21 protein-coding genes and 2 pseudogenes are annotated in these 21,143 nt (G+C 67.0%); 17 read left to right on the top strand and 6 right to left on the bottom strand.

The window, feature by feature from the left end; genetic code table 11:
* Positions 1-171: 171 nt before the first annotated feature.
* Both LK533_RS10615 and LK533_RS10610 read right to left on the bottom strand, forming a co-directional pair.
* On the bottom strand, positions 172-1,164 hold the full coding sequence (locus LK533_RS10615; protein ID WP_229362840.1) for a FecR family protein: 993 nt from the start codon (positions 1,162-1,164) through the stop codon (positions 172-174).
* Entirely contained in the window at positions 1,157-1,708 is a 552-nt protein-coding gene (locus LK533_RS10610; RefSeq protein WP_229362839.1) for an RNA polymerase sigma factor, read from the bottom strand. The genes LK533_RS10615 and LK533_RS10610 overlap by 8 nt, the downstream gene beginning before the upstream one ends.
* Positions 1,709-1,994: 286 nt before the next feature.
* On the opposite strand from LK533_RS10610, the gene LK533_RS10605 reads away from it, so the two are divergent.
* The 7 genes from LK533_RS10605 to trbE all read left to right on the top strand — a co-directional run bounded on the left by LK533_RS10605 (position 1,995) and on the right by trbE (position 9,980).
* A complete protein-coding gene (locus tag LK533_RS10605; protein WP_324255288.1) occupies positions 1,995-2,966 on the top strand; it encodes a HEPN domain-containing protein in 972 nt (323 codons plus the stop codon).
* A 536-nt stretch (positions 2,967-3,502) separates the two neighbouring features.
* Positions 3,503-5,539 carry a conjugal transfer protein TraG gene (locus LK533_RS10600; RefSeq protein WP_229362838.1) on the top strand — a complete coding sequence of 679 codons (2,037 nt, stop codon included), beginning with the start codon at positions 3,503-3,505 and terminating at the stop codon, positions 5,537-5,539.
* Between the two features lie 3 nt (positions 5,540-5,542).
* Positions 5,543-5,947, top strand: a complete 405-nt coding sequence (locus LK533_RS10595; protein ID WP_229362837.1) for a CopG family transcriptional regulator — start codon at positions 5,543-5,545, stop codon at positions 5,945-5,947.
* A complete protein-coding gene (trbB, locus tag LK533_RS10590; protein WP_229362836.1) occupies positions 5,944-6,930 on the top strand; it encodes a P-type conjugative transfer ATPase TrbB in 987 nt (328 codons plus the stop codon). The genes LK533_RS10595 and trbB overlap by 4 nt, the downstream gene beginning before the upstream one ends.
* A gap of 2 nt (positions 6,931-6,932) precedes the next feature.
* Positions 6,933-7,274, top strand: coding sequence for a TrbC/VirB2 family protein (locus LK533_RS10585; protein ID WP_420705843.1), 342 nt, complete (start codon positions 6,933-6,935; stop codon positions 7,272-7,274).
* On the top strand, positions 7,271-7,543 hold the full coding sequence (locus LK533_RS10580) for a VirB3 family type IV secretion system protein (protein ID WP_229362834.1): 273 nt from the start codon (positions 7,271-7,273) through the stop codon (positions 7,541-7,543). The genes LK533_RS10585 and LK533_RS10580 overlap by 4 nt, the downstream gene beginning before the upstream one ends.
* Before the next feature lie 10 nt (positions 7,544-7,553).
* Positions 7,554-9,980: a conjugal transfer protein TrbE gene (trbE, locus tag LK533_RS10575; protein ID WP_229362832.1), complete on the top strand. Its 2,427-nt coding sequence runs from the start codon at positions 7,554-7,556 to the stop codon at positions 9,978-9,980.
* Between the two features lie 36 nt (positions 9,981-10,016).
* On the opposite strand, the gene LK533_RS17970 is transcribed toward trbE, so the two are convergent.
* The 3 genes and pseudogenes from LK533_RS17970 to LK533_RS10565 all read right to left on the bottom strand — a co-directional run bounded on the left by LK533_RS17970 (position 10,017) and on the right by LK533_RS10565 (position 11,810).
* The gene (locus tag LK533_RS17970) at positions 10,017-10,604 is read right to left on the bottom strand and encodes a nucleotidyl transferase AbiEii/AbiGii toxin family protein (RefSeq protein ID WP_324255287.1); all 588 of its coding nucleotides are present in this window, start codon (positions 10,602-10,604) and stop codon (positions 10,017-10,019) included.
* An 82-nt stretch (positions 10,605-10,686) separates the two neighbouring features.
* A pseudogene (locus LK533_RS17965) lies at positions 10,687-10,950 on the bottom strand (nucleotidyl transferase AbiEii/AbiGii toxin family protein); the annotation flags it as partial.
* Positions 10,950-11,810, bottom strand: coding sequence for a type IV toxin-antitoxin system AbiEi family antitoxin domain-containing protein (locus tag LK533_RS10565; RefSeq protein ID WP_229362831.1), 861 nt, complete (start codon positions 11,808-11,810; stop codon positions 10,950-10,952). The gene LK533_RS10565 and the pseudogene LK533_RS17965, both read right to left, overlap by 1 nt.
* 296 nt (positions 11,811-12,106) lie before the next feature.
* Between LK533_RS10565 and trbJ the strand changes: the two genes are divergently transcribed.
* From trbJ to LK533_RS10530, 7 genes are all read left to right on the top strand, one after another.
* Entirely contained in the window at positions 12,107-12,853 is a 747-nt protein-coding gene (trbJ, locus tag LK533_RS10560) for a P-type conjugative transfer protein TrbJ (RefSeq protein WP_229362830.1), read from the top strand.
* Between the two features lie 91 nt (positions 12,854-12,944).
* Positions 12,945-14,246: a P-type conjugative transfer protein TrbL gene (gene trbL, locus LK533_RS10555; RefSeq protein ID WP_229362829.1), complete on the top strand. Its 1,302-nt coding sequence runs from the start codon at positions 12,945-12,947 to the stop codon at positions 14,244-14,246.
* Positions 14,247-14,249: 3 nt separating this feature from the next.
* Entirely contained in the window at positions 14,250-15,056 is an 807-nt protein-coding gene (gene trbF, locus LK533_RS10550; protein WP_229362828.1) for a conjugal transfer protein TrbF, read from the top strand.
* Positions 15,053-15,892 carry a P-type conjugative transfer protein TrbG gene (gene trbG, locus LK533_RS10545; RefSeq protein WP_229362827.1) on the top strand — a complete coding sequence of 280 codons (840 nt, stop codon included), beginning with the start codon at positions 15,053-15,055 and terminating at the stop codon, positions 15,890-15,892. The genes trbF and trbG overlap by 4 nt, the downstream gene beginning before the upstream one ends.
* Positions 15,889-17,061, top strand: coding sequence for a TrbI/VirB10 family protein (locus LK533_RS10540; RefSeq protein ID WP_229362826.1), 1,173 nt, complete (start codon positions 15,889-15,891; stop codon positions 17,059-17,061). Before trbG ends, LK533_RS10540 begins: the two co-directional genes overlap by 4 nt.
* Positions 17,062-17,066: 5 nt before the next feature.
* Positions 17,067-17,285 carry a DUF2274 domain-containing protein gene (locus LK533_RS10535; RefSeq protein ID WP_229363123.1) on the top strand — a complete coding sequence of 73 codons (219 nt, stop codon included), beginning with the start codon at positions 17,067-17,069 and terminating at the stop codon, positions 17,283-17,285.
* Positions 17,282-17,506, top strand: a complete 225-nt coding sequence (locus LK533_RS10530) for a helix-turn-helix transcriptional regulator (protein ID WP_229362824.1) — start codon at positions 17,282-17,284, stop codon at positions 17,504-17,506. The genes LK533_RS10535 and LK533_RS10530 overlap by 4 nt, the downstream gene beginning before the upstream one ends.
* A gap of 807 nt (positions 17,507-18,313) precedes the next feature.
* On the opposite strand, the gene LK533_RS10525 is transcribed toward LK533_RS10530, so the two are convergent.
* The gene (locus tag LK533_RS10525) at positions 18,314-18,472 is read right to left on the bottom strand and encodes a hypothetical protein (protein ID WP_229362822.1); all 159 of its coding nucleotides are present in this window, start codon (positions 18,470-18,472) and stop codon (positions 18,314-18,316) included.
* A gap of 166 nt (positions 18,473-18,638) precedes the next feature.
* On the opposite strand from LK533_RS10525, the pseudogene LK533_RS18055 reads away from it, so the two are divergent.
* The 3 genes and pseudogenes from LK533_RS18055 to LK533_RS10510 all read left to right on the top strand — a co-directional run.
* Positions 18,639-19,289, top strand: a pseudogene (locus LK533_RS18055) (IS5 family transposase); the annotation flags it as partial.
* Positions 19,272-20,747: an efflux transporter outer membrane subunit gene (locus LK533_RS10515; RefSeq protein ID WP_229362819.1), complete on the top strand. Its 1,476-nt coding sequence runs from the start codon at positions 19,272-19,274 to the stop codon at positions 20,745-20,747. The pseudogene LK533_RS18055 and the gene LK533_RS10515, both read left to right, overlap by 18 nt.
* Positions 20,744-21,143, top strand: a 400-nt coding sequence (locus LK533_RS10510) for a biotin/lipoyl-binding protein (protein WP_229362818.1), incomplete at its 3' end; no start/stop codon positions are given. The genes LK533_RS10515 and LK533_RS10510, both read left to right, overlap by 4 nt.

Below are 21,143 nucleotides of genomic sequence, written 5' to 3'. Positions count from 1 at the left end.
CGAGCGGCTGCGCCGGAAGGTCATAGTCCTGGACCGCCGCTGGTTGCGCCATGGCCTGCGTGGCGAGCGCAAGGCAGGCGAGGCCCGTGCTCCATGTGAATGCAGTCGTCATTACGGTTTCCCCCGGCGGCAGGATCGCCGCGTCGCCAGGGTCAACGACAGCGCTGCAATCTACCCCCCTTCGCGAGGATGATTTTCCCGGGGCGGGGGCAGCAGCAGGATAGCTCCGTCGGAACGCACCTCGCGTCGCAGGCCGAACATGGCGCGCAGGCTGTCGGCGAGCACCTCGGGCCGCCCGGCCTTGAACGAGCCGGTCACGCGGTACATGCCGAGACGGGGGTCGGCGAGCACGAGCGTCGTGTGGCTGTAGCGGTTCGCCTCGGCGACAACCTCGCCGAGCGGAGCGGCATCATAGGCCAGCATGCCGCTCGTCCAGCTTGCTGCCCCTGCGCGCTCCAGGACGGCCCTAGCTGGCGGCGCCCCCGGGACACCAATCGTGACCTGCTCGCCTGGCGCCAGCACTACCGGCCGCGGCAGGGCGCCGGGTTTCCGGGCCCGGACCTCGACGGCCCCCTCGATCAGCATGACTTCGACTCGGCCCGATGCTGCGCTCACGTCGAAGACTGTCCCGCGATCGAAGACGAGCAGATCGCCTGCGGCGACCACGAAGCGGCGGCGATCCGGAGCGACCGAGAAACGCGCACGGCCCCGCTGGAGAATGACACGGCGCGCATCGGCGTCGAAGACTGTCCTGATGCTGCTGTCGGTATCTAGCGTGACACGCGTGCCGTCGGGCAGGTCGAGCGTGCGCAGCTGCCCGGACGCGCTTGCGATCTCCTTCATTTCGAGCGGTGGCGAGGCTGGCGGAAGGCTGATACTCGCGACGACCAGCGCTGTCGCGACCCCGCCAAAGGCGAGGGAGCCGCGGCGGAAAGCGGCAGATGACCACCAGGGGCGGGGCAGGCGCCGACCTTGCGCCAAGGGGCTCTGTGCGATGATGGCGCTGGTTCGCCAGTGCCGCTCGACCCGCGCCATGGCTTCGGCATGGGCGGGACTGGCGGCTCGCCAGTCGTCGAAGGCCGCTCGATGCTGGTCACCATCGGGACCGTTGCGCCTGGCGAGCCATGCTGCCGCTTCGCGGCGCAGCCGTGCCGCGTCAGGCATCACCGTCCTTGTCCAGCTCGCGGGCGAGGATCGCAATGGCGCGGCTCATCTGCTTCTCGACACCCTTGACGCCAATCCCGCATTCCCGCGCGATCTCGGCATAGCTCATGCCATCGACGCGATGGGCAAGAAAGATGGCGCGGGTACGCGGGCGCATGGTCGCGACCGCCCGCTCGACGCGACGCAGTTCATCGCGCGCCTCGAGCTGCCGCTCAAGGTCAGCGGCGCGAAGCTCGGCGTCGTCAATGGACAGGTGCAGCGTGCTGGATCGCCGGCTTTCGCGTCTGGCTTGGTCGAGCCCCACATGGCGGGCGATGCGCCCAAGATAGGCGGCGGGACGCTGGGTGGCGAGCACGCGCAATCGCTCGGGGCCGAGCGCCAGCAGCCGGACAAAGGCGTCATGCACGAGGTCGACGCGCTCTTCACGCGCGGAACGGGGATGGCGTGTTCGGACCAGCCTCGGCGCCTCGGCGGCGTAGAGCCGCTCGACGAATCGATCCTCCCCGAGCACGGGAGTCCGCCGGGCGCTGCCGCGGTCGGTCACGGCATGCCCCTGCGACACGCCTTCGCGGCGCGCACGGTCAGGTTCTGCGGAAACAGCGAAACGCCTCCAGCGGCGAGGCGGGCCGGACGGACCGGCGATCAGGTCACGCGCGAAGAGACAAGGCCGGCGTTTTTAGCCGCGACAAACGGCCTGGACATCTACGCCAGCGGCCCGGAGCGACGATCCGCCCCGGCCCAAAGGTCTCAAGCGAGGGCCTCGAGCCTCGGCACGGCCCTGTGAGGCCGTGCCGGGCAAGACTATCCCCGCCAATCGGATTTGCAAGCGCGTGTCGACCCAATCGGGAGCATCAACGCTTGCATTGCCCTGCCAGTTGTCTGAAAATTCGAACACAATGCGAACGGACCTCGATCATCTGCCCGACAGGAAGCGCCGCGACCTCGCGCGCGCCGTGCAGATCCTGTTCGCCGAATTCGAGGATGCGACCCGACTGGCGACGCAGAAGTGGAAGAAGCAGGGCCGCATCCTCAAGGTCGTCCTCTACGGCTCGCATGCGCGCGGGGACTGGGTCGAGGACCCGGCGGGTGGCTATTTCTCGGACTATGACCTGCTCGTGGTGGTGAGCGACGAGCGCTTGACCGACACCCTCGAATATTGGGCCAAGGCCGATGACCACCTGACGCGGGCGGTAGCCATCGTGCGGACGATCGGCGCGCCGGTCAACTTCATCGTCCACAGCCTCGCCCACGTGAACGACCAGCTGGCGAGGGGGCGGCCCTTCTTCGTCGACATCGTCGACCAGGGCATTGCGCTCTATGAGGCCGAGGGGCATCCGTTCGACACGCCCAGGCCGCTGACGCCGGAAGCGGTCCGGGCCGAGGCTCAGGCGCATTTCGACCAATGGTACCCGAGTGCATTGGAATTCTTTGAAACGGCGAAGTTCACAAATAGCCGGGGATGGACCAAGAAATCTGCATTTTTACTTCACCAAGCTTCGGAACACCTTTATCACTGCGTGCTGCTAGTCTCGACCCTCTACAGCCCGAAGTCGCACAAGTTGAACTTCCTGCGATCGCAGGCAGAGGATGTGGCTCCCGACCTGATCGATGTATGGCCGCGTAACACCAAATTCGGGCAGCGATGCTTCGAGCTGCTGCGCCAGGCCTATGTCAACGCGCGCTATTCGAAGCACTACCGGATCAGCGCAGAGGAACTTGAATGGTTGGCGGAGCGCATCGAGCGGCTGGCTGAACTGGTCGAGAAAGTGTGCCGCGAGCGGATCGATCAACCGATCGATTAGGTTCGCAGGTCGGTTTGTGAAGCCGGGCCTGAGGCCACGCTTGAACGTGTGTCGACGCCTTTAGTCGCGCGCAACCTGGACATGCGCGTCGACGGCCCGGCCGGAACGACCATCCACTCGCAAACGATCGATCCGCGTAAATTATAAACGGGCCGGAGTCGGTTTCAACCTTCTCGGACGACTGTCAAGCCGCGCAGGGTTCGCGGGCGAGAAGCGACTGCTAAAGTCGTGATGATCCATGCAGTGATCAGCGGCCCATTCCGTTCCCCAGCATTGCGCCGTGCTTCGCCGCCAGTTCGGCTGGCGTCAGATCATCCTTGTCGCCTCCAGTGTAACGTTCGCTCTGGAATTGGTGGCTGAGCACATCCTGGTCTTCTTAGACTCCCCTCTAAATCGCTTCTTCTGCCGTCGGCCGACTCCGAGGGGCACCAAATACGTGCCTCACCGCACCGGCCAGAGGCTGATGCTCGGCCGCCCTCGTGGCCAAACTTCAGGCCAGCCCGCGGCGAATGAGTCGAGTGCGGGCGGAGACTCGCATGACCCCGACCAAGATCCTGATAGGACAGTTTCTCGTCGTGATCGCGACGATCCTCACCGGCATCTGGGCGGCGACGCAATGGGCGGCAGCAAGCCTCGCCTGCCAACCTGAACTTGGTCCTCCTTGGTTCGGCTTGCTCGGCGTGCCGGTCTATCGACCCTGGTCGATCTTCCCTTGGTGGTTCTCGTTCGACGCCTATGCACCGGTCGTGTTCGACGAGGCGGGCGCCATTGCCGCGGGCAGCGGGCTGCTCGGCTGCGGAGCCGCGATCTTCGGATCGGTCTGGCGGGCACGCCAGTCGAGCCAGGTGACTACCTACGGCTCGGCGCGCTGGGCCACGCAGAAGGACGTCGCAGCGGCTGGCCTGTTCGGGAAAACGGGCGTTGCGCTCGGCCGCATCGGATCCCGCTACCTCCGCCATGACGGTCCGGAGCATGTCCTGGCCTTTGCCCCGACCCGCTCGGGCAAGGGCGTCGGCCTCGTCGTTCCCACGCTGCTCAGCTGGACCGGATCCACGGTCGTCCACGACATCAAGGGCGAGAACTGGGAGCTGACCGCAGGCTGGCGTGCGCGGTTTTCGCACTGCCTGCTCTTCGACCCGACGGACGCGCGCTCCGCCCGCTACAACCCGCTGCTCGAAGTGCGCCGCGGCGTAGACGAGGTTCGCGACGTCCAGAACATCGCCGACATCCTGGTGGATCCGGAAGGTGCGCTCGAGCGGCGCAACCATTGGGAAAAGACCAGCCACTCCCTGCTTGTCGGCGCGATCCTGCATGTCCTCTACGCCGAGGAAGACAAGACACTTGCGCGGGTCGCAACCTTTCTCTCCGATCCGCAGCGCCCCTTCTCGTCGACGCTCGACCGCATGATGACGACCAACCATCTCGGCAGCCCGGATGAGCCGGCCGTACATCCCGTGGTGGCTTCGGCCGCGCGCGAGCTCCTCAACAAGAGCGAGAATGAGCGCTCGGGCGTACTCTCGACCGCCATGTCCTTCCTCGGCCTGTTTCGCGATCCGACCGTGGCAGCGGTCACCGCACGTTCCGATTGGCGCATCGCAGACCTCGTCGAAGCTCCGCACCCAGTGTCACTCTACCTGGTCGTGCCGCCTTCGGACATCAGCCGTACCAAGCCGCTGATCCGCCTGATCCTCAACCAGATCGGCCGACGCCTGACGGAGAAGCTGCACGCCACCGGCAGCAACGGCGCCGGTGCCAAGCGTCATCGGCTCCTGATGATGCTCGACGAATTCCCTGCACTCGGCCGGCTCGACTTCTTCGAAACCAGCCTGGCCTTCCTTGCCGGCTATGGGGTTCGTGCCTTCCTGATCGCGCAGAGCCTCAACCAGATCGAAAAGGCCTATGGCGAGCACCACGCCATCCTCGACAACTGCCACGTCCGGATCGCTTTCGCGACGAACGACGAGCGTACCGCGAAGCGGATTTCGGACGCACTGGGCACCGCGACCGAGCAGCGCGCGATGCGCAACTATGCCGGCCACCGGCTGGCGCCCTGGCTCGCGCATGTCATGGTCAGCCGGCAGGAAACCGCCCGCGCCCTGCTCACCCCGGGCGAGGTCATGCAGCTTGCGCCCACCGATGAGGTCGTGCTGGTTTCCGGGCAGCCGCCGATCCGCGCGAAGAAGCTGCGCTATTTCGAGGACGCGGCGTTCACGGCGCGCGTCCTGCCGCCACCCACGCTCGGCGACGCTGGCTATCAGGATTCTCCGCCCGAGCGGCCGGACGACTGGGCTGGTCGGGTCCGTACCTCCGATGCACGGCTTGGCCATCGCGCAGATTGCGACAGCGACGCGGGGGCGGGCGACCGGGATCAAGTGCGGCACCCGGCTCGCGAGATCGAACCCGCCGCGGCGCCGGAACCGGAGGCCGTCCGCATCCTGGGCATAGACGACGACATCGACGATGCCGCCGAGCGGCGCGCGATGGACCGGGCACAAGCGGCGAGCGCGGCCCGCACCGCCTACGGCCTCGACGCTGCGACGGGGCGACCCGACGACCTGCAGATGGAGTTCTAGGCAATGGCCCGGAAAGTCCGCCACCAGCTGTTCCTACCGAAGCCCGTCAGCGATCGGCTCGAGGCGCTTGCCGCCAAGCCCGGCGCCACCAAGTCGGCGATCCTCACCGATGCGGTCACCGCCTGGCTCAACCGACGGGGCGCCTCGGAGCTGGAGGAGCGCTTTTCCGTCCGGCTGGACCGCATGACGCAGGCGATCGGCAGGGTCGATCGCGACACCCACGTCATACTGGAGACGCTGGCACTGTTCATCCGGTTCGAGCTGTCGATCCAAACGCCGCTCGCACCGAATGACCAAGCCGGCCGCGCGCTCGCGGCGAAACGGTTCGAAGCCTTCGTAACGCAGGTCGGGCGGCAGGTCTCGACCGGACGCCGCACGCTGGCGGCTGGTCCGGGGGACGACGCATGACCGCGAGTCTGTCTTCCGAGCGCCGCCGTCGCATGCTGATCACGGCTTTGGGTTCCGACATCGCCTCGGCCATGCGCGACAGCCGCGTGGTCGAGATCATGGTCAATCCCGACGGCGCTCTGCGGCTCGACCGCCTCGGCGAGGGCCGCACCGACACCCAGGTTCGCATCGCACCCGAACAGGTCGAGCGGATCATCCGGCTGGTGGCGAGCCACGCGCGCGCCGAAGTCCATGCCGAGCATCCGATCGTCTCGGCCGAACTGCCGCCGCACATCGAGGGACGCGCCGGCGAGCGCTTCGAAGGCGTGCTGCCGCCCGTCTCCGCCGCGCCATGCTTTTCGATCCGCAAGCCCGCGCAGCAGCTGCACACGCTTGTCGACTATGTCGCCGACGGGCTGATGACGCAGATGCAGGCGAACGCCCTGTGTACCGCCGTCGCCGAGCGCAACAACATCCTGGTCGCCGGCGGCACCAGTTCGGGCAAGACCACGCTCGCCAACGCACTTCTGGCCGAGATGGTGTGGCTGGATGCCCGCGTGATCCTGATCGAGGACACGCGCGAGCTGCAATGCCCGCTGCCCGACACGGTCGCGTTGCGCACCAGGCCACCGCATGTCTCGATGACCGAGCTTGTTCGCTCGACCATGCGCCTGCGCCCCGACCGCATTGTCGTCGGCGAGGTTCGCGGCCCGGAAGCGCTCGACATGCTGAAGGCGTGGAACACCGGTCATCCCGGCGGGATCGCGACCGTCCACGCGAACAGCGCCATGGGTGCGCTCTACCGTATCGAACAGCTCGTGCAGGAGGCGGTGGTCACGGTCCCGCGCCCGCTGATCGCCGAAGCCATCGACATGGTCGTGTTCATCTCCGGGCGGGGCATCGACCGTCGCGTGTCGACCATCGCCCGGCTCGCCGGGCTCGACCCGGACACCGGCGCGTACGCGCTCGCCGACCTTCCCACCACCAGCCTGAGGGAGTCCTGACCATGACCCGTACCCAGATGATCCGTCGTTCCGGATGCCGCCTGATGCTTGCCGGCGTTGGGCTGGGCCTTGCGCTCACGCTGGCTACCCAGGTCCAGGCGGCAGGCTCCGGGATGCCGTGGGAAGAGCCGCTGCAGCAGGTGCTCGAGTCGGTGCAGGGTCCGGTCGCCAAGATCGTGGCGGTGATCATCATCATCGTCACCGGCCTGACGCTCGCGTTCGGCGAAAGTGCGGGCGGGTTCCGGCGCCTGATCCAAATCGTGTTCGGCCTTTCGATCGCGTTCGCCGCGTCGAGCTTTTTCCTCTCCTTCTTCAGCTTCGGCGGCGGGGCGCTGATCTCGTGATCGGCGGCGGCCAGCACATCGACGGCTTCGAAGTGCCGATCCACGGCTCGCTCGGAAGCCCGCTGCTGCTCGGCGGCGCCCCTCGTGGTCTCGCGATCGTCAACGGCACGCTGGCCGCGGCCATCGGCCTCGGCCTCCAGCAGTGGCTGGCCGGCGTGCTGCTCTGGGCGATCGGCCACAGCATCGCCGTGATGGCCGCCCGCCGCGACCCGAGCTTCGCCCCGGTACTGCTCCGCCACATCCGACAGAAGGGATATCTCGCATGCTGAGGAGGCTGAAATGATGTTCCTGGGCGAATATCGCGACCGCGCAGAGCGCCTCGCCGATCACCTGCCCTGGGCAGCATTGGTCGCACCGGGCATCGTGCTCAACAAGGACGGCAGCTTCCTGCGGGTGCTCGCCTTTCGCGGTCCTGACCTCGAATCGGCCACCGAAGCCGAGCTGGTCGCTGCCTGCGCGCGAGCGAACAACGCGCTCAAGCGGCTGGGCAGCGGCTGGGCGTTGTTCTTCGACGCCGAGCGGCGCGAAAGCCACGCCTATCCCGCCAGCGATTTTCCCGACGCGGCAAGCTGGCTAATCGACCGAGAGCGGCGGGCGGCATTCGAAGCCGAGGGCGCGCATTTCGAGAGCCGCTATCACCTGACGCTCACCTGGCTGCCACCGGCGGACGCGACGGATCGCGCAGGGCGCACCCTGGTCGAGCGGCCTGGCGGCGACCGGACGCGCGACTGGCGCGGCGCGCTGGAGAGCTTCATCGGCGAGACCGCCCGGGTGCTCGACCTGCTTTCAGGCTTCATGGCCGACGTGCGGCCGCTGGACGATGGCGAGACGTTGACCTTCCTCCACGGCACGATCTCGGACCGGCGGCATCCCGTCGCCGCGCCAGAGACGCCGATGTATCTGGACGGCATCCTTGCCGACACGCCGCTGATGGGCGGGCTCGAGCCGCGGCTCGGCTCCAGCCATGTCCGGACGCTCACCATCCTTGGTTTCCCGAGCCTCAGCCGTCCCGGTATTCTCGACGCGCTCAACCACCAGGACTTCGGCTATCGCTGGGTCACCCGCTTCATCGCGCTCGACAAGACGCTGGCCACCAAGACGCTCACGTCGCTGCGCCGCCAGTGGTTCAACAAGCGCAAGTCGGTCACGGCGCTGTTGCGCGAGGTGCTCTACAATCAGCCGGCGCAGTTGCTCGATAGCGATGCGGACAACAAGGTCGCGGATGCCGACCAGGCACTCCAGGCGCTCGGCGGCGACCATGTCGCCTTCGGCTATCTGACGACGACGATCACGGTTTCCGACCGGAGCCGGGCAGGGGTCGAGGACAAGGTGCGCAGCGTGGAGCGCGTCATCAACGGCCTCGGCTTCACTTGCATCCGCGAAGGCGTGAATGCGGTCGAAGCCTGGCTCTCGTCGCTGCCCGGCCACGTCTATGCCAATGTACGGCAGCCGCTGGTCCATACGCTCAACTTGGCGCACCTGATGCCGCTCTCCTCGGTCTGGGCGGGGCCGGTGGGGAACACGCATCTCGACGGTCCGCCGCTGCTTGTTGCCAGGACCGCCGGGTCGACGCCGTTTCGACTCTCCACCCATGTCGGCGATGTCGGCCACATGATGGTCGTCGGCCCGACCGGCGCTGGCAAGTCGGTGCTGCTGGGCCTGATTGCGCTCCAGTTTCGCCGCTACGCCGGCGCGCAGGTCTATATCTTCGACAAGGGCAATTCCGCGCGCGCCGCGGTCCTCGCGATGAGCGGCGGGCACCATGCGCTGGGGACGGCGGGGGCAGGCGGCGAGGCGCTCGCCTTCCAGCCGCTGGCAACCATCGACGATGCCACCGAACGCAGCTGGGCGGCGGAGTGGATCGCGGCGCTGCTGGCGCACGAGAACGTGCCCGTCACGCCGGAGATCAAGGACGCGGTATGGACCGCGCTCGGCAGTCTCGCGTCGGCACCGCGCGAGGAACGGACGATGACCGGCCTAGCGCTGCTGCTCCAGTCGAACGCGCTGCGCATGGCGCTCCAGCCCTACACGCTGGAAGGTCCGTACGGACGACTGCTCGATGCTGCCGAACAGCATCTGGCGCTATCCGATGTCCAATGCTTCGAGACCGAGGCGCTCATGCTCCACACCGGCGCAGTAGCGCCGGTGCTCACCTATCTCTTCCACCGCATCGAGGAACGGTTCGACGGTCGGCCGACCCTGCTGATCCTCGACGAGGCCTGGATCTTCCTCGACCACCCGCTCTTCGCTGCGCGAATCCGTGAGTGGCTGAAGGTGCTGCGCAAGAAGAACGTCGCAGTGCTGTTCGCGACGCAGAGCCTCGCCGACGTCGCCGGGTCGGCGATCGCGCCCGCAATCATCGAAAGCTGCCCGCAACGCATCCTGCTGCCCAATGATCGCGCAATCGAGCCGCAGGGCCGCGACGTCTATGCGCGCTTCGGGCTCAACGACCGCCAGATCGAACTGATCGCCCGCGCCACGCCCAAGCGGCACTATTACCTCCAGTCCGCACGCGGCAACCGGCTGTTCGAGCTCGGACTTGGCCCTGTCGCGCTGGCGCTGTGCGGCGCATCCGATCCAGCCGCACAGGGGCGGATCGATGCCATTCTTGCCGAGCATGGCCGCGACCGATTTGCCGAAGCCTTCCTGCGCGACGCCGGGCTCGACTGGGCCGCGGAGCTCATGGCGGCGCCCCCGCCCGGCTGACATCCGCCCTGGCGATGCCGAGCCGGCGTGGGCATCCTACTGCTCGCCCTCTGGACCGACGAGCACCTCATCGAGTTTGGCGAGCTGATCCTCGAACTTCTCCCTCTGCTCCCCCCGGAGGCGTCCAAGGTTCTGCAGCTTCCACTGCACCGCCGGAAGCCGGGACGGGTCGATCGGCAAGCCAAGCTGCGACCAGTCGGGCTCACCCGCGAAGAAGGATTGCAGGAAGGCAGCAGGGGCACCTTCGCGCGCGCGTTGCTGGATGTCGGCGACCAGTCTCTTCCGGACGTCGAGCAGCACTGCGAGCGGTACCGGCTCCACGGTCATGCCGCTGAACTCGCCGAAATAGATGCCCTCGAGATCGAGCAGGTGGGGATCGAGCAGTTCGTGCGCCGGGCGGTTGTGGCTGAAGAGATAGACGAGGAACGCCTTGAAGAGATCGTCGGTGATGCCCTCGTTCTCGTAGAGGTGGAGGATGTCGAAAAGGTCGCGCGGGTGCTGGCGGTCGAGCGCGGCGGCGATCTTTCCCGCGTAGAGATCGGGGAGTGCTACGACCTGCATCTCCGCATAGCCGAATTGGTCCTCGACCGGCGGACGGACGGCAAGGAGCTCCGGCTCGAACACCGTCCCGCGCAGGACAGGGCTTCACTTCCACCTTGATCTGGGCTGTTCCCGCACGCACGACCAGCTTCGCGCCATCGCCCGAGTTCTGCTCCGTTACCTTGGCGCCCAAGCGCTTGCGCAGCCCGCCGGCGATCCGCGCGAAGCCGTCGTGGAGGGCGGAAAGCGACTCCGCTCGCGGGGCGATCGGGAGGTATACAAGGTCGATGTCGACCGAGAGCCGCGGCAGATCGCGGACGAACAGGTTTATCGCGGTGCCGCCCTTGAGCGCGAAGATGTCTTCCCGTGCGATCTCCGGGATGGTGCGGACCAGCAGGGCGACTTGCGCGGAGTAAATCTCGACCGACATCAGTTAGCCCTCGGTCCGGGCTTCTGTCTCCCGGACTTCGGCACGGTGATCAAGAACTCCGGATCGAGCTCGCCACCTGGCACGATCTGGCGCTTGCCCGAGCCGATGTCGATCTCGGCCACGCGCAGGTGGCGCGTCCAGGCGTGGCGGTGCTGGCCCGCGAAATAGAGGAAGAGCCGCTTCGCCTTCACGCTGCGGCATGCCATGAGCAGGGCTTGGGTGAGCTTCGGCCTGAGCGTGGTGAGGCCCTCGAACAGCTCGGCACCGTGCTGGAAGCTTACGGTCTTCGGAATCTCTTCCAGCGTTTCGAGGATGGCGCGTTCGATTCCGGAAACCCGCAGATATTGACGGTGCGGAGGGTGTGTATCGCCGGGTGTTGCTGCAGGTCCGAGCGTATTGTTCGCCAGGTCGAGGGCCCTGGTTTCCAGGCCAAGGTCGGGATCGACATCCTCGAACAGCTTGCGCGACCGGATATCGACATCGGCGTCCAGGTTCAGTCGACGAAGGTAAGAGCGTACTGCAGGCGCATCGGTGTAGAGCCAGATCCGCCGCCGGCCGAGCGGTGCATATTGCCAGTAGCCGGCCAGTTCGAGCGCGGTCATTCCGCCGACGTGCACTGGTACTTCCAGCAGGGTCTGGAGGGAAAGCGTCGCGATCTCCCAGCGCACGGGGCCGCCGCCCCCGGGGTCCGGACGCCGGTAGAGACGGGAGCCAACCCGCTCCAACCAGCCCCGCTCGACATAGTCGCGAATGGAAGAAGCGGTGAGCCCAAGGGTAGAGAGCCACGCCGCATCCACGACGTATCGCTCGGGCAGTTTATGTACCAGCCGGTTCAGAAGGGCGGCCCTTTTTGCGCGCATGACGCATTTAATAGCTCTTCTGTAAACCATGCGAAAGCGTTGGTTTATCAACGCCGCAGAAAGGCGGTGATAGACGCAGGACAAGCGTCATCCGTAAACTAAGATGCCCTGCGATTCTTCGGGGAGCTGGTTGCCACGAGCCGCTGCGAATGCGGAAACTCGGCGGAATGTCCCCGCACAGGCCGCCACAGACACCAGCCGGTGCCTGACGCCGGCTCCACGAAACAACGAAACTCCATGCCGGACCTGCCCGCGGCCACGCAGCACCGGGGCCATCCAGTCACATGGAGACGATCATGCCCTTCCTCGCTCGCAAGCACCGGATCTTCGCGCTGCTCGCAGCCGCGACCGGCGGCTCCCTCATCATGAGCGGGATGTCGGCGACAACGCCCGCGCACGCGCAGATCACAGTCTTCGACCCGAGCAACTACGCGCAGAACATCGCGACGGCCGCGCGCACGCTTCAGCAGGTCAACCAGCAGATCCAGCAGCTTCAGAATGAAGCGCAGATGCTGGTGAACCAGGGCAAGAACCTGACACGCATCGACTTCCCCCAGCTCGACGGTCTTCGCCAGAAGCTTGCTGAGATCGACCGGCTGATGGGCCGCGCCCAGGCGATCGATTTCCGGGTCGACCAGCTCGACGACAAGTTCCAGTCGCTGTTCCCCCAGGACTTCTCGTCGGCGCTCCGCACCGATGCCCGCGTGCGCGAGGCCCGGGCGCGTCTCGACGCCAGCACGGGCGCATTTCGCCAGACGATGACGGTACAGGCACAGGTGGTCGAGAACGTCCAGTCCGACACGCGAGCGCTCGCCGACATCGTCGCCCGCAGTCAGGGCGCCGAAGGGGCGCTACAGGCCCAGCAGGCGACAAACCAGCTGCTCGCGCTCACCGCCAAGCAGCAGTTCCAGCTGCAGCACATGATGGCGGCGCAGTTCCGCAGCGAGGCGATCGAGCAGGCCCGGCGCGCCACGCAGGCCGCCGAAGCGCGTGCGGCGACCAAGACGTTCCTCGGTTCGGGGTCGGCCTACACGCCTCGCTAGCCTCTTCGGGCGACGGTCGATCCGGTTCTTGCGGCGGCGGTTCGCCCCCCGTCTCGCGACATCCCTTGTCTCCAGCAGGAGGCTTCATGCCTTGAACGACCTCAATGTCATCGATCGCTTCCTGCAGGCGTTCATCACCTACATCGACAGCGGGTTTGGCCTGCTCGGTCCCGATGTCGGGTTCCTGACCGCGACGCTGATCGGCATCGACATCACGCTGGCCGGGCTGTTCTGGGCAATGGGTGGCGAGGACAACGTCATCGGCCGCTTCCTCAAGAAGATCCTCTACGTCGGCGCGTTCGCGTTCATCCTGAACAGCTTCTCCACGCTCGCCGACATCATCTTCCGTTCGTTCGCGCAAGCCGGCCTGACCGCCGGGGGTGGTACGCTCTCGGCCGATGACCTGCTCAAGCCCGGGCGGCTCGCCGGCACCGGCTTCTCGGCGGCGTGGCCGCTGCTCGGCCAGGCGAGCGAAATGGTCGGGTTCACGACCTTCTTCGACAATTTCCTGATGATCATGGTGCTGCTGTTCGCCTGGGCGCTGGTGATCGTCGCCTTCTTCGTCCTCGCGGTGCAGATGTTCGTCTGCATCCTCGAGTTCAAGCTGACGAGCCTCGCCGGCTTCATCCTCGTGCCGTTCGCGCTGTGGAACCGCACCAGCTTCCTGGCCGAGCGCGTGCTCGGCAATGTGGTCAGCTCCGGCATCAAGGTGATGGTGCTCGCGGTCATCGTGGGCATCGGCTCCAACTTCTTCGCCGAGTTCACCGATGCTCTCCAGGGCCGGGAGCCCGACATCGGCCAGACGATGAGCCTCGTGCTCGCCAGCTTGGCGCTGTTCGGCCTCGGCATCTTTGGGCCATCGATCGCCTCGGGCCTTGTCGCCGGTGCGCCGCAGCTCGGCGCGGGTGCCGCGCTTGGCACGACGGTGGGCGCTGCCGGCGTCACCATGCTGGCAGGTGGCGCCGCCGTGGGCGGAGCACGTGCGCTTGGCGGAGCCGCGCTTGGCGCGGTCCGGTCGGGCACTGCGATGGGATCGGCGGCATCTACCGCATACCAGCTCGGCCGCGAGACGGCTGCGACCCCGTCGGTCGGCGCCGGCCTCGCAGGCGTTGCGCGCGCGGCTGGCAACGCCGCGAAGTCGCGGGCGAGTGGTGCGCTGGGGCTCGGCGAAGCCGCGGCCGGTGGGCGGCAAGGCGCATGGAGCGCGCTCAACCAGCAGAACGCCCCGCTGGCCGCGACTGCCGCCGGGGAGACCGGAGCGCCTGCCTGGGCACGCGCGGCGCGCGCCGAACAGACCAGCCGGCATCGCCGCCAGGTCGCAATCCACGCTCTGAGCCAAGGCGATCGCGGCGGCGCATCCGCCATGCCCGACATCAAGGAAAGGAACGACTGAGCCATGTTCTTCAAGCGAAGCGTGCAGCGCTACGGGCGCACGCCACCGCCCGAGACGCCGTACCAGCGCGCGGGCCAGCTCTGGGACGCGCGGATCGGCTCGGCGCGTGTGCAGGCGCGCAACTGGCGATGGATGGCGTTCGGCTGCCTCGCGCTGACCGCGGGCACTTCGGCAGGCCTCGCCTGGCAGTCCTTGCAGAGCAGGGTGACGCCCTATGTGGTCGAGGTCGACCGGCTTGGCGAGGCGCGGGCGGTGCAACCAGCCGATCTCGACTACCGGCCGACCGATCCGCAGGTTGCCTGGCATCTGTCGCGCTTCATCACCAGCATTCGCTCGGTGTCGCTCGACCCGGTGCTGATGCGGCGAGACTGGCTCCAGGCCTATGATTTCGTGACGCAGCGAGGCGCACGGTTCCTCGGCGAACACGCCCGCTCGGCGGCGCCGTTCGCCCATGTCGGCGAGCAGACGGTTTCGGTGCAGGTCACCAGCGTCGTGCGCGCTTCCGACAAGTCGTTCCAGGTGAAATGGACAGAGACCGCTTTCGAGCGCGGCGCACAGTCCGGCACCAGCCGCTGGACGGCGATCCTCACCACCGTGACCCGTCCCCCCGCTTCGGCGGAGGTGCTGCGCAAGAACCCGCTCGGCATCTATGTCGATGCGATCGATTGGAGCCGCGAACTCGACACCGCTCCATCCCCGGCGGCGCCAGAGCGCGCGGCGCGGGAGCCGACCACCAGCCTGCCGCTCGGGTCGCCTCTCGATCCAGACCTCGGCGGCCAGCCGTCCCCAGTCCAGGAGACCAATCCATGAAACTGATCCTGCTGCCAGCGATTGCCGGTATCCTCGGCGCGCATCCCGCGCTCGCGCAGAACCGAGCTATGCCTTCTGCGCACAAGGCCGTCCAATCGGCGACGCGGAGCGCTACCGTCGAGCCGGTGGCGACCGGCTTCGTTAACGGCGCACAGGTATATCCATACAGCGAGGGCACGATCTTCCAGGTCTATGCCGCGCCAGGCATGGTCACGGACATCGCGTTGCAGCCGGGTGAAAAGCTGGTCGCCGTCGCGAGCGGCGACACCGCCCGCTGGGTGATCGGCGACACCACCAGCGGCTCCGGCGAGACCCAGCAGACGCATGTGCTGGTAAAGCCCTTCACGGCAGGACTCCTGACCAACCTGGTCATCACGACCGACTGGCGGGCCTATCACCTGCGGTTGGTCAGCACTCCGGGCACGGCGCTCTCGTCCATGCGATGGACGTATCCGCAAGACGAACTGCTTGCCGTGAGGCGCAAGGCCGAGGCCGCGCAGGCGGCGACGCCGGTCGCCACCGTCCTTGCGGTCGAGCAACTGCATTTCAATTATGCGATTAGCGGCGACCGGCCGCCGTGGCGGCCGGTGCGCGTGTTCGACGACGGCACCAGGACCTATATCGAGTTCCCCGCCTCGCTTGCGAGCGGGGAGGCGCCACCCCTGTTCGTGATCGGCACCGACCGCAAGGCCGAGCTGGTCAACTATCGGATGCGCGATCGCTTCTATGTCGTCGACCGCATCTTTGACGCTGCAGAGCTGCGGCTCGGTCTCGAGAAGCAGCAGGTGGTCCGCATCGACCGGGTCTCGCCGACCTCCAAGCGGAGGGGCGCATGACCGACACCGTCGCCGACCCGCCGGTCTCAACGCCGGCCAAGCTCGATCCCGAGACGCTGGGCATCCGCACGCATCCTCCTCGCGCGATCCGATTTCGGCGCGGCGCCATCATCGGTGCCGCGGCGCTTGGATCGGCGAGCTTGATGGGCATTGCCTGGTTGGCGCTGAAGCCGCAGGTATTCATCCGGCAAGGCCAGGAAAGCGAGCTGTCGCAGCCGATGGCGAAGTCGGCCATCGATGCGCTGGCCGGTCTCCCCAGCAGCTATGGCGACGCGCCCAGGCTTGGGCCGCCTTTGCCCGGCGACCTGGGACGACCCATCCTGCGCGCACAGGAACGCGTGCAGGGCGAGACAGCGCCGGAGCGCGTCGATACGGCCGAGGCTGCGCGGCAGCAACGGCTCGCCGAGCTAAAGGCCGCGAGGGAGTCGGGGCTGATGGCCCAGGTGACCACCCGGACCTTGGTGGCCCCGGCCGAAACGGACGCGTCGGGGGCTGCGGCCGACCCTCATGTCGATAGTCCGGCTGGAACTGCAACTCGCAAGGAGCAGTTCGCGTCCGCGCGCGATAGCGACGCCGATTTGAACTCCGGCAGGCTCAGGGCGCCGGTATCGCCCAACAGCCTGCTCGCCGGCAGCGTCATCGCAGCCAGTCTTATCACCGGGCTGAAGTCCGACCTGCCGGGGATGGTGACAGCGCAGGTCACGCAGAACGTGTTCGATACGGTGACGGGCAGCATCCTTCTCGTTCCGCAAGGCGCCAGGCTGATCGGCAAATATGATAGCGTCGTGGCATTCGGTCAGCGGCGCGCGCTCGTCGTCTGGCAGCGGCTGATCCTGCCCGACGGGAGCGCGCTCCGGCTCGACAACATGCCGGCTACGGACCTGGCGGGCTATGCCGGCGTTGCGGACAAGGTCGACTTCCACACATGGACGCTCCTCAAGGGCGTTGCGATCGCGACGACGCTCGGCGTCGGCTCGGAATTGTCGATCTCGGGCGAGAGCGATCTCGTGCAGGCGATTCGCGAGTCGGCCCAGTCGAACACCGCGCGGGCCGGAGACCAGATCACCCAGCGCAACCTCGACATCCCCCCGACCATCACCATCCGGCCGGGCGCCCCCGTCCGCGTGCTGGTGACCCGCGACCTCATCCTCGCGCCGTGGCGCGGCTAGGAGACATCATGGACCTGAAGCTCGGCAAGCTCCCCGACCGGACGCCGGTCAAGCTGGCGATCACCATCATGCCGGACCTGCACGACGCGCTTCGCGAATATGCCCGATGCTATGCAGAAGCCTATGGCAGCGAGGAACCCGTTACCGAACTCATACCGGCGATGCTTTCGGCGTTCCTTGGTAGCGACCGGAGCTTCGTTCGATATCGGAGCAGCGGTCGATGATGATGATCGCTGACGGCGAAGCGGATCGGCTGATCAAGCTCGAGGAGGTGAAGCGTCGTGTTGGGCTGGGAAAGTCGATGATCTACCGGCTAATTCAGGAGGGTACGTTCCCCTCGCCCTACAAGGTTTCTCCCGGCGCCTCGCGCTGGAGCAATCGGGAGGTGATCGCCTGGATCGATGACGTGAAAGATGGTTTCGAGGGCAAGCGCAGGAAGATTTGATCGGCCCACGCGATCTGCAGCAGCAATTTACGATCGACAACGCTGCCCACGCCCAGAGTTTCGGGAGATTGGCGTAAACTGTCGCTCATCATGAGACGGATTTTTTCACACGCGGACCGAAGAGCGCGGCTACTGTCGTGCATACGTCTGCGCGACTTCCGGGATCGAACCCGACGTCACGGTTGAACGCCTCTCATGCTGGATCTCCGCAGGATTTTCCGCGAAACCAGGGAGGGCCGCCGGGAAGCTCATGTGGAATTGCTGTCGCGCGGCTCGAACGCAGCCTTGATCGCGCGGACCCGACGATTGTTCTCGAAGGAATCCTCCTGGCGAGAAGGGCTCTACCTCACCACAGTCACATTCCAGAGGAGCACGTCACATCGTTGACGTCGGCGGAGCGCGTGTACCAATCGCGATCGATGTCGGCTTTGGCGAGCGCAGGCCGTGTTCATGCCTTCGCGGACGCGCAGGTTCCGACCGCGCCTAGCGTGCAAGTCACGTCGGCCGAACAGTGCCAAGATCATCAGCCGCCGCAGGCTCTCCGTAGTCCTAGTCAGCTCGGGATTGCCGGTCTTCGGCTGTTGTGACGGGGACGCGGGTTGCGCGGCGATGAACGCGCGCGGTGCCCGCCAAGCGGTCGAGATCAATCACGTGAGCTCGAAGTGCCGGTTGTCAGTCTTGCCCTTCTCGCGCGACCTGCCGTGACGGTTCCGTCGGCGCCCCCGCGAATGGCCGCGTCGTCCAGCGCGTCCGCGCGGAAGATGACCACCGCCATTTGGTCGAACGGGCTGGACCGATCTTCACATCCTAGTCGTACGGGACGGGCAGGAAATCGACGGCGCAGCCGAAGCCGGTCGTCGGGTCGGGCAGGTTGCGCGAGTTGAGCGTCCAGGTGCCGACCCGGCCGGGCTTGGTCCTGCCTGCGCATAGGGGGCCTTCTGCCGCGCCGGTGCGCGGACGCCGCACGTGACCATGAAGTCGACTCCAATGAACTGAGTGGCGCGGTTCACGACGCGCACCATTCGGGCATCGCTCCCGCCCTTTTCAACTAAGCCCTGTTGACATAGTGAGTTTCCATAGGGACGGATTTCTGATTAGGTGCCTTTTGGAAGCGGCTTTGGGTTGAGGCGATGTGTCGGACGAGGAATGGGCGATCATCGGCTTGCTTCCGCCAGAGCGAGGTCGCACGGCCCGGCCGTCGCATGACAATCGGCGGTATCTGAATGGAATGCTGCACGTGCTGCGCGTGGATTGCCCGTAGCGCGACATGCACGAGCGCTATGGCAAGTGGAACTCAGTCTACGTGCGCTTCCGGCGCTGGGCCGAGCAGGGCGTTTGGGACGCGATGCTGACGACGCTGGTCGATCTCGGGCTGACGACGACTGGCAGCACATGCTCGACAGCACGATCGTCCGCGGCCATTCTCAGGCAGCGGGCGCTAAAGGGGGGGCTGCAAGGAGGGCTTTGGTCGAAGCCGCGGCGGCTTTACGAGCGAAGCCCACGCCCGCTGTGACGGTCAGGGACGCCCTCTTGGCTTCGTCCTGACCGGCGGCGAGGTCTCGGATTACCGTGCCGTGCCGACAAGGGCTATGATGGCGACGCTGTCCGCGAAAACCTGCTGTGCCGCGGTGTTACGAAACCGGATGGTTTCTCGACGACGCGCAGATGGCCCGTGACTGAACCCCAAACACTATGTTTCCATCGTATAGATAGTGCGCTAGGGGCCAACCGGATCCACTGTCCACAGCCGATGATGTTGCCCCTAATGAATTTTCGCCGCCTTGTCCGGATTGCCGGTCGTCCCGCTGCATGGGCCTGTGGATCGGCGCTGCTGCTCGCCGGCTGCGTCCATGCACCCGATGTCCGAACCCCGACGACCGCCGTTCCAGTGGCGTACGATGGCCAGAACGGCGGGCTGCCCGCGATCGCCATCGACCGCTGGTGGACGCTCTACGGCGACCCGCAACTCGCCTCGCTGGTCGATCATGCGCTGGCGAACGGCTTTTCGGTCCGGGAAGCGTTCGCACGCCTCGACGAGGCGAGGGCGACGCGGTCCGGGGCGCTGGCGCGCTTCGGCTTGCAGGGCAATCTGGAGGCGAACGCGCAGGTCCAGCGCAGCAAGGTCCTCACCATCGACGAGATCCCAGGCTTCCCCGACGAGCTGCTGACCAACCTGTTCGCGCCGACCACGACGCGCACGACCAACGCCAGCCTGCCGATCAGCTGGCAGCTCGACCTGTTCGGCCGCCGCGGCGCCAACCGCCGCGTCGCGGACGCCACCCTGGCGGCTGCGCGCTTCACCTATGAGGGTGCGCGGGCGACGCTGGCGGCCGATGTCGCCCGCTCGCTGTTCGAGGCGCGCGGGCTCGCCGCGCAGCTGGAGGACGCCCGCGCGACCGCGGCCAACCAGCGGCGCCTGAACGAGGTCGTCGCCGGCCGGGTCCGCCGTGGCCTCGATCCGTCGACCCAGTCCGAGCAGGTCGAGGGCAGCGTGGCGCAGGCGGCGGCCGAGGTGAGCAACCTGGAGGGCGCGTTCGACGCGGCGCGGCGGGCGCTGCTGATCCTGATCGGCTCGGGGCCTTCCCCGCTTGCGTCGTTGCCGGTCGTGTCCGCGCTGCCGGAGGTGCCGAGCATACCGGCTACAATGCCGGGCGAGCTGCTGGTTCGCCGACCCGACGTGCGCGAGGCGCGCGCGCAACTCGACGCGGCGAGCGGCAACGTGCGCGTCGCCGAACTCGCCTTCTACCCGACCATCACGCTCCAGGCGGCGCTCGCCTATGCCTCTCAGACCGGGGGCATCGGCACCACGACGTTGACCGGCACCGGCGCGGGCGGGCTGACGGCGCCGATCTTCGATCGCGGACGGCTCAAAGCGGAATTGCGTACCGCTAGCGCGCGCGCCGAACAGGCGGTGCTCGCCTACGAGCGGCTGGTGCAGAACGCCTATGGCGAGGCCGACCAGGCACTGATCCGCCTCGACGCCGACCGGCGCCGCATCACCGCGCTGGAGGCTGGGGTGGCCCGTTCGCAACGCGGCTATGACGCAGCGCTGAAGCGGCTTCAGCTCGGTTTCGCCGACCTCCAGGAGGTGCTGGAGGCGGAGCGCAACCTGCGCAGCGCGCGCAGCGGGCTGACGGCGGCGCGGGTGGAAGGGCTGACCCGCTCGGTGCAGGCCTTCCAGGCGCTCGGCGGCGGCTGGACCGCTACCCCGGACACAAAAAATCCCAAGGATCGACCATGACCATTGCCGCCCGCGCCGCGGCGCTTGCCCCCGTTCTTGCCCTTGTCGCCGCGCTGTCGGCCTGTTCGGGCCACGACGAACCGGAGACCAAGCCCTCGACCGACACCGCGCGTGCTGTCACCGTGGCGCAGGTCGCGTCGCGCGCGATGGGCGGCAGCCTTCAGGCGTCCGGGCTGCTGGTCGCGTTCGAAGAGGCGGCGGTGACGTCCGAGCTGTCGGGCTATCGCATTGCGCAGGTACTGGTAGACGAGGGCGACACCGTTCGCGTTGGCCAGCCGCTCGCGATCCTCGATCCCGCATTGCTCCAGTCCAAGATCGCACAGGGCCGGGCGCAGCTCGCGCAGGCGCAGGCGCAGGCCGCGCAGGCGCAGTCGGAAGCGACCCGGGTGAAGGGGC

The organism is Sphingomonas sp. PL-96 (assembly GCF_020707215.1).
GTDB lineage: Bacteria > Pseudomonadota > Alphaproteobacteria > Sphingomonadales > Sphingomonadaceae > Sphingomonas.
The sequence above is the reverse complement of the archived record's forward strand: the minus strand, read 5'-3'. Positions and strand labels throughout refer to the sequence as shown.